The 14,996-nt window shown below is 72.6% G+C and carries 11 protein-coding genes and 1 pseudogene; 4 read left to right on the forward strand and 8 right to left on the reverse strand.

Going from position 1 to position 14,996, the window contains the following annotated elements; all coding sequences use genetic code 11:
* Positions 1–15: 15 nt before the first annotated feature.
* The 5 genes from ACIQ6R_RS14635 to ACIQ6R_RS14655 form a co-directional block, all read right to left on the reverse strand.
* Entirely contained in the window at positions 16–1,584 is a 1,569-nt protein-coding gene (locus ACIQ6R_RS14635) for an FAD-dependent oxidoreductase (RefSeq protein WP_404221427.1), read from the reverse strand.
* Positions 1,581–2,315 carry a methyltransferase domain-containing protein gene (locus tag ACIQ6R_RS14640; protein ID WP_404221429.1) on the reverse strand — a complete coding sequence of 245 codons (735 nt, stop codon included), beginning with the start codon at positions 2,313–2,315 and terminating at the stop codon, positions 1,581–1,583. The genes ACIQ6R_RS14635 and ACIQ6R_RS14640 overlap by 4 nt, the downstream gene beginning before the upstream one ends.
* Complete coding sequence (locus ACIQ6R_RS14645) at positions 2,312–3,529, reverse strand: lycopene cyclase family protein (RefSeq protein ID WP_404178982.1); 1,218 nt, start codon at positions 3,527–3,529, stop codon at positions 2,312–2,314. The genes ACIQ6R_RS14640 and ACIQ6R_RS14645 overlap by 4 nt, the downstream gene beginning before the upstream one ends.
* Positions 3,526–4,236: an SDR family NAD(P)-dependent oxidoreductase gene (locus tag ACIQ6R_RS14650; RefSeq protein WP_404221431.1), complete on the reverse strand. Its 711-nt coding sequence runs from the start codon at positions 4,234–4,236 to the stop codon at positions 3,526–3,528. The genes ACIQ6R_RS14645 and ACIQ6R_RS14650 overlap by 4 nt, the downstream gene beginning before the upstream one ends.
* A 331-nt stretch (positions 4,237–4,567) precedes the next feature.
* Positions 4,568–5,575, reverse strand: coding sequence for a MerR family transcriptional regulator (locus tag ACIQ6R_RS14655; RefSeq protein ID WP_404221433.1), 1,008 nt, complete (start codon positions 5,573–5,575; stop codon positions 4,568–4,570).
* Positions 5,576–5,735: 160 nt separating this feature from the next.
* Between ACIQ6R_RS14655 and ACIQ6R_RS14660 the strand changes: the two genes are divergently transcribed.
* The 3 genes from ACIQ6R_RS14660 to ACIQ6R_RS14670 all read left to right on the forward strand — a co-directional run bounded on the left by ACIQ6R_RS14660 (position 5,736) and on the right by ACIQ6R_RS14670 (position 7,922).
* The gene (locus tag ACIQ6R_RS14660) at positions 5,736–6,344 is read left to right on the forward strand and encodes a sigma-70 family RNA polymerase sigma factor (protein WP_404221435.1); all 609 of its coding nucleotides are present in this window, start codon (positions 5,736–5,738) and stop codon (positions 6,342–6,344) included.
* Positions 6,345–6,451: 107 nt separating this feature from the next.
* The gene (locus ACIQ6R_RS14665; protein ID WP_404221437.1) at positions 6,452–7,288 is read left to right on the forward strand and encodes a DUF4397 domain-containing protein; all 837 of its coding nucleotides are present in this window, start codon (positions 6,452–6,454) and stop codon (positions 7,286–7,288) included.
* 217 nt (positions 7,289–7,505) lie between these two features.
* Complete coding sequence (locus tag ACIQ6R_RS14670) at positions 7,506–7,922, forward strand: class F sortase (protein WP_404222165.1); 417 nt, start codon at positions 7,506–7,508, stop codon at positions 7,920–7,922.
* Positions 7,923–8,774: 852 nt separating this feature from the next.
* Here ACIQ6R_RS14670 and ACIQ6R_RS14675 read toward each other — a convergent pair.
* Positions 8,775–11,549: a glycosyl hydrolase gene (locus ACIQ6R_RS14675; protein ID WP_404221439.1), complete on the reverse strand. Its 2,775-nt coding sequence runs from the start codon at positions 11,547–11,549 to the stop codon at positions 8,775–8,777.
* Between the two features lie 505 nt (positions 11,550–12,054).
* On the opposite strand from ACIQ6R_RS14675, the pseudogene ACIQ6R_RS14680 reads away from it, so the two are divergent.
* Positions 12,055–12,135, forward strand: a pseudogene (locus ACIQ6R_RS14680) (deaminase); the annotation flags it as partial.
* Between the two features lie 628 nt (positions 12,136–12,763).
* On the opposite strand, the gene ACIQ6R_RS14685 reads toward ACIQ6R_RS14680, so the two are convergent.
* Positions 12,764–14,056 carry a PP2C family protein-serine/threonine phosphatase gene (locus ACIQ6R_RS14685; RefSeq protein WP_404222168.1) on the reverse strand — a complete coding sequence of 431 codons (1,293 nt, stop codon included), beginning with the start codon at positions 14,054–14,056 and terminating at the stop codon, positions 12,764–12,766.
* 297 nt (positions 14,057–14,353) lie between these two features.
* The gene (locus tag ACIQ6R_RS14690) at positions 14,354–14,908 is read right to left on the reverse strand and encodes a pyridoxamine 5'-phosphate oxidase family protein (RefSeq protein WP_404221441.1); all 555 of its coding nucleotides are present in this window, start codon (positions 14,906–14,908) and stop codon (positions 14,354–14,356) included.
* Positions 14,909–14,996: the final 88 nt, after the last annotated feature.

Consider the following 14,996-nt stretch of genomic DNA (forward strand, 5'->3'; position numbering starts at 1 on the left):
GCCGGAGGCCACCGGTCAGGGGGACGGACGGCGTCCCGCGACAGCCCCGAGCGCCCGAAGCAAGCGTGAACGGCCCGACCGGGGAACCGTCCACAGCACTTGTCCGCGTACGCCCCAGTCGGCGAGCAGGGCGTTCGCGGCCAGGAAGCCGGTGGTGGCGGCTCGTTCCATCAGGGCGACGGGCAGATCGCAGCGGATCGCGTCACCGGCCAGGGTCAGCCATGAGTGCGGGGTGCGCACGGTGGGGCGCAGGCGGTGGGTGCCGACCTCGAAGAGCGGGCAGTCCGAGCGCCACTCGTGCCGGGCGTCGACGAGGTGCGCCTCGCGGGTCTCCGGATACACCTGGTGCAGCCGGTCGACGAGCGTGTCCTGCACCTTTTTCGGTTCCGCCGCGGGATCGACGGCGTAGGCGTGCAGTTCCACGACGGAGCCGCCGGTTCGCGCGGCCCAGCGGGCGGCCTCGCCCTCGTAGCGCTCCAGGACGCTGATGTTGTCCAGCCCGCCGTAGCCGCTGGTGCCGAGGAACCCGGGCCGGTCGGCGTGGACCGGCCGGTCGAGCCAGAGCCGGGAGACGAGGAACGGCGGTGCGGTGCGCAGGGCGGCGATGGCGTCGCGCCATCCGGAGGTGCCCAGGCCGGGTGACGCGGCGACGGTCCGACGCAGTCCCCCGGTGTCGAGGGCGAGCACCACGGCCTGGTGGCGGTCGGTACCGGCGTCGGTGCGCACCCTTGCTCCTTGGCCGTCCTGGGGCAGGACCTCGTGCACGGCGGTGCCGGTGCGCACCTCCACCCCGAGGCGCTGGAGGTAGTCGCCGAGCGGATCCCAGAGCGCCTGGGGGAACGGCTCGGTCGGTACGTCGAAGAGCAGGCCTTCGGCCGATCCGAGGAAGTAGATGTGGAACATCAGCAGCAGTTCGGCGGCGGACAGTTCGCGCGGGTCGGCGAAGAAGCTGCGGGAGAACACCTCGAAGGCCAGATGATGGGCGGCTTCCGGGAAGCGCACGCATTCCAGGAAACCGGTGGCGGTGACATCGTCGAAGCGGTCGTACACCTCGGGTACGCGCACGTCGAGGAGCGGGAGTGCCGCCCGGGCGTCCATGGCGGCGAGGTCCCGCCACCCGAAGGTGGGGCTGAGGGCGACGAATCCGAGTGCGCTGAGGGGTGGGGTCCTCGGGACACGGGCGAAGCTGTCGGTCAGGCCGCCACTGTGCCGCAGGGGGTAGTCGGGCAGCGGCGTGAGTCGCGCGAGGGCGGGGTCGGTACGGCGGAGCAGGCCGCGCAGGTTGTAGTACTGGCGGAAGAAGGCGTGGAACCCGCGGGTCATGGTGACCGGAGAGCCGTCCGCGAGGGTGGTGGGCCGGCCGGAGAGCCGGCCGCCGAGTGAGTCCTCCTTCTCGTACAGGGTCACGCGGGCGCCGCGTTCGGCCAGCAGGGTGGCCGCGGCCAGACCGGCGATTCCGCCACCGATGACCGCGACGGACGGCTCGTCCCCGCAGCGGAAACGCTCCGCGCCGGGTACCGGCAGCAGCGTCTGTGCCTTGCGGTCGCGGCCCCGTCGGGCGGCGACGGTGCGGTGGGCGGTCACTGGGCCCGCTCCTTCGCCGTGGTCGGGGCGGGGTTGCGGGCGAGGAAGGTGTGCACGATGCCCGTCTGCCATCCGGCGACGGGGGCGACCCGCACCGAGGTCAGGCCGGCCCGCGCCAGCCGGGCTGCGAAGGCGGGGGCGGTGTCGAAGGCGATGACGCTGTGCCACAGATGGCGGTACAGGGCGCGGTCGCCGGTGAGCGTGCCCGCCGGGACGACGAGGCCGCGGCACACCGCCGTCCACAGCGCCCGGCGCGCCCGGGAGCCGCTGAGGCTGTACTCGTGGGCGGCGAAACGCCCGCCGGGCCGCAGCAGGGTCCGCACGGTCTCCAGGACCGCGTCCGGATCGGTGACGTTCCGGAACAGGTAGGCGGCGAAGACCGCGTCGTAGGGGCCTTCACCGGCCGTCGCGAGTTCCTCGGCGGTCAGGTGGAGGAAGCGCACGCGTGCGGGCCACGGCTTGGCCAGCGCGCGGCGCAGCATGCCCGCGGAGGCGTCCACGGCGGTGATCCGGGCCCGGGGCGCGGCCCTGAGCAGGGCCCGGGTGGAGGCGCCGGTACCGCATCCGAGGTCGAGAAGGTGCAGTCCTACTCCGTCGTCGGGGAGCCGCAGACGGCGGGCCGAGCGCAGGAGGTCGGTGCGGTAGCCGGGGTTGAGGGAGGTGAGGCGGTCGTAGGTGTGGGAGGCGTGGTCGAAGGCGCGGGCCAGGTCGTGGTCGCGCAGGAGGCTCATCGGTGGCTCTCTCCGATTCTTGCGGTGGGCCGGGACCGGCGGGGCAGGAAGGGCAGTTCGGCCGCCGTGCGCAGCATCGGCCGGACAGGGGTGCGCAGCCCGATGCCCCACTCCTCGCGGAGCGAGGTCGTGCCGTCGAGGAAGCGCAGCAGGCGCTCGGCCGGGACGCGGCGGAACAGGTCGGTGAAGAAGTCCGGGCCGTTGACCCTTCCGGTGTCCAGGGCGCGCAGCAGTATCGCGTCCATGGCCAGCGCCCGGCGTCCGTGGGGGGCGGGCGGGACGGTCCCGCGCCCGTCGCGCAGCGCGGCGGCGATGGCTCTGCTCTGCCGTTGCGCCGCGGCGAAGGTGTAGCCGGTGGCCGGCCGGGTGGCACCGCCCGCGGCTCCGATGCGGAACACGGCGGAACCGGCGCGCCGCGGAAAGCGGGCGTCGGTCATGGGGATGACCCCTTGCTCCGTCCGCTCCACGGTGAGTGCGCCGAGTCCGAGGATGTCGCGGCAGTAGTGGCCGAGTGCCGACTCGTACGCCTCGGTGGTCAGCGTGGCGCCGGAGAACTCGGTGTACTCCACGAGTGCCCGGTCCGGCGCCAGCGGCAGGACGTAGCCGAAGGCGAGCCCGTGCGCCGGCTGGGGAACCCGGAAGTCCATCAGGTCCGCGACCGCGGGGTCGAAGCGGTCGGTGTCGGTGCGCACGAACCAGCCGCGGAAGTGCTGCAACAACCGCGTCCGGGCCGGCGGCAGGGCGGGCAGCGGCCGCGAGTCGAACACGCGCCGGGCGCGCAGGGTCAGGGACCAGCCCCCGGGGAGTGTGCACCGGACCTCCGCGCCGCCGGGCACGTCGCGCACCGTTTCCGCCGTCGCGCGCAGGACCCGCCCGCCGTCCGAGCGGGCCAGCCGACCGTGGACCAGCCGTTCGAAGGCGGTGGAGCGCACCATGCGGTAGGTGAACGGGGCCGGGTCGACGGTGACCGGCCGGCCGTCGGCGCCGTGCAGGCGCAGCACGGGCCAGGAGGCGCTGACGACCTCTTCGAGGCTGTCGACACCCTGGTCCCAGTAGCACCAGGTCCGCTCCGCCGGGCGCAGCGGGCCGTCCGGCGGTTCGATCAGGACCACGGTGGCGGAGCCGGTCTCCGTCAGCCGGTGCGCGAGGCCGAGACCGGCCGCGCCGCCACCGATGACGACCACGTCGGAGCTTTCGGTGCGGCGGGGTGTCATCGGGCCCGCCGTTCCACGACGGGCGTTCCGTCCGGGCCCGAACGCAGCAGCTCGGCGTCCGCCTCCAGCGCGTCCGCGACGGCGCCGGCCAGCCGGCGCGGGTCGCCTCCCCTGGGCAGCGGCGGGGCCGTTCCCGCCACCGGACGACGGGCGAAGCCGGTGTCGAGGTGCCCCGGCCGGATATCCAGTACCGCGACACCGTTGTTCCGCGCTTCGCGGCGTACGGCGTCCAGCCAGGCGCTCAGCGCGGCTTTGGAGGCGCTGTAGTCGGCCATCCGGGGCTGCGGTCGCTCGGCCACCACGCCGGTGACGGCGGCGATCGCCGAACCGGGGCGCAGGATGGTGAGCGCGGCGCGGAAGAACGCGGCGGGAGCGAGGTGGTTGACCGCCGTCAGGTGCTCCGCGACCTCGTCACCGACCTCCTCCGCCGCGCCGAAGGCCACCGCCCCGAAGGCGACGACGACGGCGTCCAGCCCTCCGAGGGCGGCCGTCGTGTCCCGCACGGCGCGAGCGCACGATTCGGGGTCGTAGGCGTCGAACCGAACGGTCGGAGCGCCCGGACACGCCTGTGCGGCGTGGGCGAGGCGGCCCGGGTCGCGTCCGGCGAGAGCCACTCGCGCACCCCGGCCGGCCAGTTCGGCGGTGATCGCACCGCCCAGCACTCCGGTGGCTCCGGCCACCAGGACACGGGCACCGCTCAGTTCCACGCTTCACTCCTGGGTGACGAACCGACGAGTCCATCAGGTCGGTCACTGCTTCGGGGCCTGGGCCCGCTTTGGATGCGGTCGGTGGTCGGTCACTGCTTCGGGGCCTGGGCCCGCCATGGATGCGGTCGGTCCTTTCCGGCCCCCCTGCGTCATCCCTGCCGTCCCGGGTCGGCCAGTACCTCCCGTGCGGCGCGTGCACCCGATGCCAGGACGCCGGCCACGGCCGCCAGGCGTCCACGGCGAACGGCGCGATCACGACCGCCACGTCAGCGGACCATGTTCCTCCGGCCGATGCCAGGCGCCACGACCGAATGTCCGGGACGACGACACGTCACGAGGACACCGACGCCTCCACGGCGGTGACGGCCTCGGCAAGCCCCGACGGGCGCGCCAGGCCGGCCACCGTCTGCCCCGCCCACCCGGGTCCGAGGGTCAGGACGACCGGCCCGCGACGGGCGCCCCGCACCCCCCACTCCATCGCCGCCACGTGCTGGGCCAACGGCCTGCTGGCGGTGGTACGGGACTGCGCCCACAGCCCCACCGCGGCCGGCCCGGTCCTGCGCACCGCCGCGACGAGCGACTCGACGGGCAGGGCGCCACCGAACATGCGTACCGGAACGCCTCGCTCCGTCAGCGCCGCGGACAGCACTTCCAGGGGAAGTGTGTGGTTCTCCCCCGGCACGCAGGCGAGCAGCGCGGTGGCGCCGGGTCGGTCCGCGACCGTGTTGGGCGTGGTGCGCCGTAGCGCGCCGGAGACGTGCCAGGACAGGAAGTGCTCGACCTCGACGTACTTCTCGCCCGATGTCTCCCACTTGCGGCCGACGGCCTGGAGCGTCGGCACGATCACCTCGGTCCAGGCGGCGACCAGTCCGTGCTCGGCGATCGCGGCGAGCAGCAGCTCGTCCAGGGTGGCGGCGTCGAGACGCAGGGCGGCGCGGGCGATCCCCTTGCATTCCAGCCGCACGTCACCCAGCTGCAACCCGCTCCCCGCCCGGCTGCGGACCCGGGTCGCGGGCCGCCCCGCCCCGACGGCCGTCCGCGCGGGCCGGGCCGCGGCCGGTGGCTCCTCGCTGCGCGCCAGCCGCGCCGCCTCGGCCGGTGGCAGCCCGGTCGCGGTCAACGCGCACATCCGCTCAAGTCTCGCGACGTCCTCCGGAGTCCAGCGCCGGTGCCGGCCACCTGTGCGCCCGACGGGGCCGAGCCCGTACCGGCGGTCCCACGTACGGACCGTGGTGGGAGCCACTCCCAGGCGCCGGGCGACCTCGCCGGTGGTCAGCCCGCCGCCCGGCGGACCGGCCTCGTCACCCCGGTCCTCACCGTTTCCCGTAAGCGCGCTCATACACCCACTCTACGACGCACAAACGACGCATGTTGTCTGCGTCGTTCGTGCGTCCAAGACTGGAAGCACGCGCACGGCGGCCGGCACGCCGGTCCGGCGGGCTTGCCGCTCGGCGGACGGCCTTCCGTCCCGTAGCACGCACGGCAGGAGGAAGCAGGCCATGAACACAAACACGGGATCGACCACGGCCCTCGTCCCGCCCGAGGAGGAGACGCGGTACGAGGAGGACCTGGCGCGTGGCCTGGTCGCTGCGGACGAGGCGGCGTTCGCGGCCATCTACCGGCACTGGGGCTCGCTCGTGCACACCATGGCCGCCCGGTCCCTCGGCGACGTCCACGAGGCCGACGACGTGACGCAGCAGGTCTTCATCGGCGCCTGGCGCGGGCGGCACGGCTTCCGACCGGAGCGGGGCGCACTCGGCGCCTGGCTGGTCGGCATCACACGCCGCAAGATCGTCGACGCGCTGGCCGCCAGGACGAGGCGTCTCGCCCTCGTCGAATCGGCCACCCACGCGGCCGCGCCCGCCCTGCTCGTCCAGACAGCACCGGACGAAGTACTCGACCGCGTGCTGCTCGTCGACGCCCTGGCCCGGCTGCCGCACGCTCAGCGAGAGGTGTTGTGCATGGCCTTCTACGAGGACCTGACCCAGGTCCAGATCGCGGAACGCACCGGCGTGCCCCTGGGAACGGTCAAGAGCCACGCCCGCCGCGGTCTGCACCGGCTGCGCCTGGTGATCGACCAGGGCCGCGCGCACGGCACGACCGACTGACCGAACCGAAGAAGCAGGGCCGCGGACGCGTCCGTGGCGACGCGGAACAGCGAAACACGACCGAGACTCCGCAGCAGGTGGAGACTCCGCTCGAAGGGATGATCCCCATGACCTCCCGGACCCCCATCGCCGTCGCCGCCTCGGCCGGCGCCTGCGCCCTGGCCCTCGGCGCGACCGCACCCGCCATGGCGGCGCCTGCCCAGGCACAGGACAAGGCCATGGTCTCCGTCTTCCACGGCATACCGGGAATGACGGTCGACGTCTACGCCAACGGCGACGAGTTGCTCGGCGACTTCAAGCCCGGCACGGTGACCGACCCGCAGTCCCTCGACGCGGGAACCTACGACATCCAGGTCTTCGAAGCGGGCCAGGGCCCCGACGGCACACCGGCCCTGGAGAAGCAGGTGAAGGTGCCCGAAGGCGGCAACGCCACGCTCGCCGCACACCTCTCCGCCGACGGCAAGCCCCAGCTGACGGCGTTCACCGACGACGTCTCGAAGGTGGACGCCGGCAAGGCGCGCCTGACGGTCCGCCATGTCGCGGCCGCGCCCGCCGTGGACGTACGGGCCGGCGGGCAGCCCGTCTTCACCGGCCTGACGAACCCCGACGAGGACACCGCGGCCGTGGACGCGGGCACCGTGAACGCCGACGTCGTCCTCGCCGGCACGGACACCGTGGCGGCAGGGCCGGCCGACCTGGACCTCGAGGAAGGGACGAGCAACGTCGTCTACGCCTGGGGCAGCGCCCAGGACAAGAATCTGGCCCTGGCAACCCAGACGTTCAGCGGCATCGAATCGATGCCCAGCGGAGTGCACGCGGGCGGCAGCGGGGCCGCCGTCGCCCCGAACTCCCCAGACCAGTGGCTGGCCTGGGCCGCCGCGGCCGGAGCGATCACGCTCACGGGCGTCCTGGTGGCCCGCCGAGTCGCGGGCCGACATGGCTGACGCGGCGCGACGGTTGACCGGAATGACGATGGCGGCTGCCGCGCTGGCAGCCGTCCTCGGCGCTTCGGGGCAGCCGTCCGGACCGGATCCGGGGCCGCCCGACTTCGGATCCGCGCCGTCGGAACAGAGGGCGGCGACGGCCCCGTCGACCGGCCGCCCGGCGTCACGGGCCGACACGGCCCCGGGCGCGCCACCCGAGCGGGTTCAGCTCCCCGACGTGGGCCTCGACGCCCGTGTACGACCGGTCGGCGTGACCGAACGGGGGGCCATGGTGGTCCCCGAGGACCCGTCCGTGGCCGGCTGGTACCGCTACGGCCCGGCCCCGGGAAGTTCGCGGGGATCGGCCGTACTCGTCGGACACGTCGACAGCGACACCGGCACCCTCGGAGAGTTCGCGGCGCTCTACGAGGTACGGCGCGGCGATCGCGTCGAGGTACGGCGAGCGGAGGCGGCACCGGCGGTCTACCGCGTCGTCTCGCGCGCCACCGTGCCGAAGGACGAACTGCCGGCCGCCGTGTTCCGCCGGACCGGCACACCGGCCCTCACCCTGATCACGTGTGCGCCGCCGTTCGTGCCCGAGCGGGGCGGCTACCTCGCCAACCTCGTCGTCACGGCCGAGCCGGTGCGGGATTGACGGCCTTCGGTCACACGCAATCGGCGCGTACGCGGGGACAACGGAGCCCGAGACACAGGAGAGGCACAGTGGGTCACGTCGAACCGTCGCACCTGGTGGAGCTGGCACTCGGTCACGCGAGCACCGACGAGGACGCCGGTGCCCTGCGGCACGTCGCGTCATGCCGTCGCTGCCGCGAAGAACTGAGGCTGATGACCCGCGTGGTGACCGCCGCGCGTGACGCGCACGCGTCGGACCTGCTGCCGGCCGTGCCGCCCGAGCGCGTCTGGCAGCGCATCAACCAGGAACTGTCCCTTGAGGCCACCGGGCTCCCTCACCCCAGGAAACGCCCCGTCCATCGGTCCTCCCCGAAGTCGGCCCGCGGAGCCCGACTCAGGCGGACAGCCGGTGTCGGGACGCGTGCGGGCATCCTCGCACTCGCTCTGGTCACCGCCTTCGTTCTCGTCCAGTGGTCGCGCGTCAGGGCTGGTCGCGGGCCTGTTCGGCCGGCCGGCCGACGGCGCCGGTCTCCGTGGCGGCGCCGACGTCCACACCACAGCACGCGCCGCTGATGCCGACGGATCCGGTCCGCCGGCGGCGACGGGACCGACCACTGCCACCCCTTGAGGCCATGGTGTGGATGTACCGCACCGACTCGCCCCGGCGGGATCCAGGACGCTGTCCGTCGTACCTCGGTCGGGCCGGCGCGCAGCGCGCTGACGGACGTTCCAGACCCGTCCGCCGGGGGTGTGCGGGCGGCCGGAGCATGCGCGTCACCGCGCCGTCCGCGCACGATGAGCGGGTCGGTGGACGGCGGGCGCGGGGCCGGCGCCCCACACCCGCCGCGTCGCCGGCCGGAGGCCGCCGCGTGCGTCACTCGTAGGGAATGACCACCATGGACGTGTCGCTGCCGGTGCGCAGCAGCGCGCTCGCGTTGCCGATCGCGCTCCAGACCTCCAGCCGCACCGTCCCCCCGTTCAGGTTTCCGAGGGAGCCGGTCGCGGCCTTCAGGCCGCGGGTCTGGTTGTACTCCTCCCAGCCCGAAACCGGGTCGGTGGCGAAGTACTGGTACGTCTCGGTCCGGTCGAAGGTGCCGTCGCCGGTGAGGTCGTAGCTGATGCGGGCCTGCTGGCCGAGGCCGACCGCGGTACCCGCGTCCACCGGGAGGCGGAACGTGGTGGAGGCACCCGCCTTGAGGGTGGCGTCGACGCCCTTGGCCTCGTAGACGAGGGGCCTGTTCGGGGTGCCGTCGTGGTTGCGGCCCTCGGCCGACGGGATGGTGTCGCTGCCGGCCGTGCCACCGGTGGCCGTGGTGAGGGCGCCGCCCGAGCGGAGCCGGAAGGTATTGCCGGTGGACGGATCGGGGTCCTCACCGCCGGAGTCCGTACCGGTTCCGGTCGCGGTGGAACGCGCGGGCACGGTGAGCTTCTTGCCGTCGGAGAAGGTGACCGTGTGCGCCGTGGAACCGTGGTTGTGGGCGGCGTAGGTGCGGGTGCCGTTCTTGGTGAACACCGCGGACGTCGGCAGGTCGCCGGTCACCGAGGGGTCGGGCGCGCCGAGCGCGTCCAGGGTGGTGATCCAGTGGTACGTGTGCGCCTTGGACTCGCCCTGCTCCGGGGTGTATCCGGCGTGTCCCGCGTCCCACTTCGCCTTGGCGAAGGCCGGGTCGGCCAGCGACTGGAACTCCCAGAGGATGTCGCGCCATTCCACGGCGGGCCCGCCGTTCTCGCGCTCCAGCTCCGCGAGGTTGCGCCGGATCGCGTCCTTGTGCCCGGCCAGGTGCGGGGAGCCGCCCGCGGTCACGGGCAGGACGTTGATGCCGTGGATCTCCTCGGGGTTGGCGGTCCACCAGGTGGAGTACGCCCCGCCGCTGCCCCACACCATGCCGACCGTGTCGTGGGTGAAGGAGCCGGGGAAGACCTGCTGGTCGGCGTCGAACCAGTACTGGGCGATCGCCTCGCTCTCGGTGGCGAGCAGGTAGCTGCCGAGGTCGCGCAGCTCGCTGTTGCCGGTGGCGGAGCCCCAGAGCACCAGGGCCGCGCTGAGGTTGGTGGACTCCGAGGAGGACTCCTGGTTGTTGCCGGCGGCGAACCCCTGGTGGCCGGAGGCCCAACTGTGCCCGGCGTAGACGTCGAAGCCGCGCAGGAACGGGAAGGCGCTGTCGGTGCGGCTCGGGTTGGCGGTGTCGCGGACCAGGGTCTTGACCATGCCGCCCCAGGCGGACTCCGCGGCCCAGGCAGCGTCGTACTGGGCGACGATCGCGGCGGCGTACACGTAGTAGCCGTAGTGGAAGTGGTGGTCGTTGAGTTCGGCGTCGCTGCCGTAGGAGGCGGGGTAGCCGGTCAGGGTCTTCCAGTCCTTGTCGTAGGAGAACTCGCTCGCCCCGCCCGCGGTGAACCACTCCTGCAGACGGCCCTTGAGCAGGCCGACGAGTCTGTCGCGCACCGCGGTCTCACCGATCTGGTCGGCGAGCGGCACCAGTTGGGCGAGCTTGCCCAGCGCCTTGCCGGTCCAGTAGGTGTCCGTGGCCCCGGAGAACGGGTCGGAGGAGCCTGCCACCTCGGTCAGGTAGCTGCGCAGCCGGGACGTGTCGACCGCGCTGGTCTTCGGCAGCGCGGGCAGGACCGGGGCGGCCTTCTGGCGGGTGGTGAAGGAGGCGCTCTCCCGGACCTTCATGGTGCCGCGGGGAGAGACGTAGGTGTACGGGGTGAGGGTGTCGGTGGTGTTCAGCCACTGGTGGCGGTAGAGGGCCTGGAGGGTGCCGCGTTCGGTGCCCTCCTTGGCCTCGGTGGTGAGCTTGTACGTGGCTCCGACCGTGCCGCCGGAGGCGTTCCAGTCGACCTGCGATCCGGTGACGAAGCTGAACGCGTACTTGCGGAAGGTCGCGAGCGCGCCGGTGGAGGGCAGCACGGCGACGGAGAAGTAGTCCTTGCCGCCGAGACCGGCGGTGATCGTGGTGCCGGAGATGTTCCAGTCGCTGCCGGTCGGCGCGAAGAGGGCGTAGTGGTGGCCGCCGACCGTGATGCCGACGACGTTGCCCTGGTCGGAGAAGACGGCCGGCGTGGCCGCGGTGGTGATCTGGGCGTTGCCGCCGGAGCCCTGGGCGTAGACGAAGGGCATCCCGTGGCCGATGGTGGTCCGCAGGGTTCGGGTGCCGTCGGACCAGTACGGGGTGACCGTCCAGTCGGACCAGGCATCGGCCTTGGTGTCGGGCGAGTTGAGTCCGCTCAGGCCGAGGGTGAGGTCGCGCTTGTGCGCGTACTCGTACTGGCGGCCCTCGCCCACGATTGCGGGACTGGTCGGATAGCCGACCTCCAGTCCGCCGGAGACGGCCTGGTACGTGAGCGGGTGGCCGTACATGGGCGTGGAGTGCGGGTTGTCGCCATAGCGCTGGAAGGCGAGGGAGGACCACCAGTCGTTGGTGGGCACGGGCTTGCCCTTGGCCGCCTGCGTGACCTTCGGAGTGACCGGCGCGCCGGTGTTGGTCGTGGGACCGGTCGTGCCGGGCGGCCGGGTGTCGGAGTAACTCCCGGATCCTACGGGGACGGTGGCGGCCGCGGCCGGAGTCGCGGCCGGGCCGAGGCCCACGGCCGCCAGCGCGGCGGCCAGTACCACCGCCGCGGCCGGCCGTGATCGACGAGTTCGCATGGGGTGCACCTCGTGTCGTCGAGAGGGACGGGCTCGTCGGCGGCCGCGACAACCCCGGGGCGGATGCCCTGAGGCCGCGGCGGAACCGTGGTGGGGAGAGGGGAAGAGCCCGGCTGAGAGCGCTCTCAGATGGCGGAAAAGTAAGACTCCTGAAATCAGTTGTCAATACATCGCGCAATTCGCGTTACCCGTAAGGACAGTTGGGAGAGTTTTCCGAGGCTCGGCTTCGCCATCGCTTCAAGTCTTGACGGGAGGAGGATGGTGACGGGCGCGCCGCCTCCATGGCATGAGAGCGTCCCTCAGCTCCCGACACGCTGCACCCGCGGCGCACGGTCCGCCGCCCCCGGCGTCGGAAACCACGCTGAGCAGCCTGCCGGCAACGGCGGCAGCGCCCTCCTGTGCATCGGCGTGCTTCCCGGCGGACCGGACGTGCCCTCCACTGCGGGGGCGGTCCCCGGATCAGCGCGCTTCGGCCGGGGTCCGACGGTTGGCGGAACTGGTCAGCGGCGTGCGCCTTGATCTCGAGCTGGTCGAGGAGCGTGCCTTCGACAGCGGACTGATCTACGCGCGCTACCGGACCCGCTGAGCCGCACCCGAGCCGCAGCGCGGAGGGGGGCCAGTGCGTCGGCGTCCCCCCGCACCGCGCTCAGGGCGGTCGCCGCTCACCGGACGGCTGACCGCTCAGCCCGCCCGAACGACGACGTACGGGTCGGGGGTGTCCGCTCAGGGTTCCCGAACGGCCTCGGCTCCCTCGGCGGCGGTGCGGCCGGCGGTGCCGACGCACTGGCCTGGGTTTTCCGGGCCGGTCAGAGCACCGCTGTTCCCCTGTCCGGGACCACGGACTGGCGGCCACCCACTCCCCCGGGCGGGGGCGCGACGGTGGGCGGTCGGCTCAGGTGGCGGCGGTGGCACGCCCTGCCGCCACCTGAGCCGACCGCGCGGAACGAGGACGGCGGCGATCACGGTCAGCTTCCGTGGACGGTGAGCCGGCTCGGCCGCCCTGCGCAACGCCATGGACGAGGCACCGCGCGAGCACGGGCCGGCCGTCCGGCAGTACTCCTGCCTGGAATCTCTCGATCAACAGCCCGGCTTGTCCAGCGCCGACCTCGACGCCATGACCGAAGCACTCGGCGACAGGGTTGTCCAGGTCACGGGTCCGGTCCTCGCCGAAGGTGCGCTGGATGATCCGGGCGGCCTGGTGGCGAGTCGCAGCGTCAGCCGTGCACGGGCCGCGGGCCCGCCCCATGTCCCGTCCGGGAGGACCGAGGAGTCGGTATGCCGATGTGGTCCGCTGCCTGGACGGTTGCCTCGGATGCGGGGCCGAGCCATTCGCACAGCAAGATGGTGGCGTCGTCCTGAAGACGACCGTCGTGGTGGTCCAGTACGGCGCGGGTGAGGCGGCGCAGTGTCTCGGGGACGGGCAGGCCGTCGGCGTGGTGGCGCAGGATGAAGTCGGTGAAGTGCTCCAGGCCGAACTCGGTACCGCCTGCTGTGCGGGCTTCGGTGATGCCGTCCGTGTACAGCACGATCCGGTCCCCGGGCTGCAGTTGCTCCTGGCACACGGTGACCTTGAGGCCGAGACCGGTGCCCATGGGGTGCGCGGGGCGGCAGGAGAGGGTGGTGTGCCCGCGGTTGCCGCGGATCAGGATCGGCGGGTGATGGCCGCGGTTGACCCAGGACAGTACACCGGTGGAGGTGTCGAGGTCGGCTTGGATACCGGTGACATAGCGCCGGTAGCCGTACTGCTCGATGAGGGCTTCCTCGATTCTCTCGGTGATCTCCACCAGGTCGGCGCCCTGGCGGCGGGTGTTGCGGCAGGTGGCCATGGCCAGGTTGGCGCTCAGTCCGGCGGCCGTGTCATGCCCCATGGCGTCGAAGATCGCCAAGTGCACGACGTCACCGGCGGTGGAATAGTCGAAGGCGTCCCCACTGGTCTGGTAGGCGGGTTCCATCGAGGCGGAGATCACGACCCGCCCGTCCGCGTACGAGTGCGGCGGCATCAGGTGCCACTGCATCTCGGCGGCGATGTTCATCGGCCCAGTGCGGGTCAGGCGGGCGAAGGAGTCACTGCTGCTGTGCTTGCTGTGCACGATCAGCGCCACCAGTGACGCGAGACGGCTCATGTCCTCCTGGGCCCGCTCGTCATCCACCACGGTGGTGACGCGCAGCACGCCCAGGCGCTCGGCGCCGTTCAGCAGCGGCACCCACCAGTGTCTGGCCCCCGCGTTTCCTGGGCCCGGCGCCACCGGGGGTCCCGGCACGATACGTCCGAACTGGCACGCCCGTCCCGCGAGGGTCCCGTCCATGCTCAGTTCGCCTTCTTCGCCGCCCGCTCCCTGGCCGGCGTCCAGGCCCTTGCCGGTCAGGAGCCGCAGCCACCTGCGCTGCAGATCTCCCAGGTAGATCAGCACCTGGGAGAAACCCGCCGCCCGCGCGTGCTCGGCCGCCTGCTCCGGCAGCAGCTCCAGTGGCATCAGATGACTGGCGTCCAGCAGCCCGGCCAGCATCCGCCGCCCACCGGCGTCTCGATCCGCGTCATTCACCACAGCACCCCTTCCCACCTCGTCCGTACCGGCGCGCTCGCGCGCACAGGGTCCGTTTGCCCCCAGATGGTCATCTCCCGCATCCCACGTTGGCCGTACCACCTCTTCGTGGATGTGACTTCGACGTGAGCCCGGTGTCCGCCACCCGGCAGGACGCAGTGATCAAGGTCCTTGGGCATGGATGCCACTCGGATGGCGCACAGGGCGGAGGCGAGGCGGGCGCCCGCGGCCGGCAACGGCCCGATCAGCGAACGGGCTTCCTCAGAGGTCACCGAAGGTGTAGCGGGTGTGGATGAACACCTGACCGTCGTGGCCGAAGCCGTACGCCGTGCCGGGTGCCACCGCGAACAGCAGGTCGTTGCCGTTGCGGATGCTGTCGCCGAAGCCGTAGAAGGTCCCCTCCGGCGAGACGATGTGGTCCCCGTACTGCGCCTCGAACGCGGCGACAACCTCGTCCCGCCGTGCCGGGTCCGTCACCCGCTCCGCCGTGCCCTCGATCACGATGTCGACGCCCTCGGTGAGCGAATTCCGCCCTGTGGTGAGGGCGCAGTGGGCATGGGCGGCCAGGTTCTTCGCCTTCTGCTCGCCCGGTCCGGTGCTGAAGTACAGCGCCCCGTCGTGCCAGGCGGCGATCAGGGGGGTGACGTGGAGGCGGCCGTCCGGCCGCACCGTGGTGATCCAGAAGATCTCGGAGGCCCGCAGTCTGCGCTGGGCCTCGGCCCAGTCGATGGCGGTGACGTTCTCCGCGCCCGGGCGCGGATTGAGCGCGGAGCTGTAGCGGGCGTCGAGCTCGGTCGTGGGCTGCTTCGGCGTCATGCCAGAGCTCCTTTCCCTCGTCCTGTGACCAAGGCTACGCAGCCCGGCCCGGCGGCGCTCAGGACTGGCGTCGAGAGAGATCGATGAG

The sequence above is a fragment of the Streptomyces sp. NPDC096048 genome (assembly GCF_044763415.1).
In the GTDB taxonomy this organism is placed as follows: Bacteria; Actinomycetota; Actinomycetes; order Streptomycetales; family Streptomycetaceae; genus Streptomyces.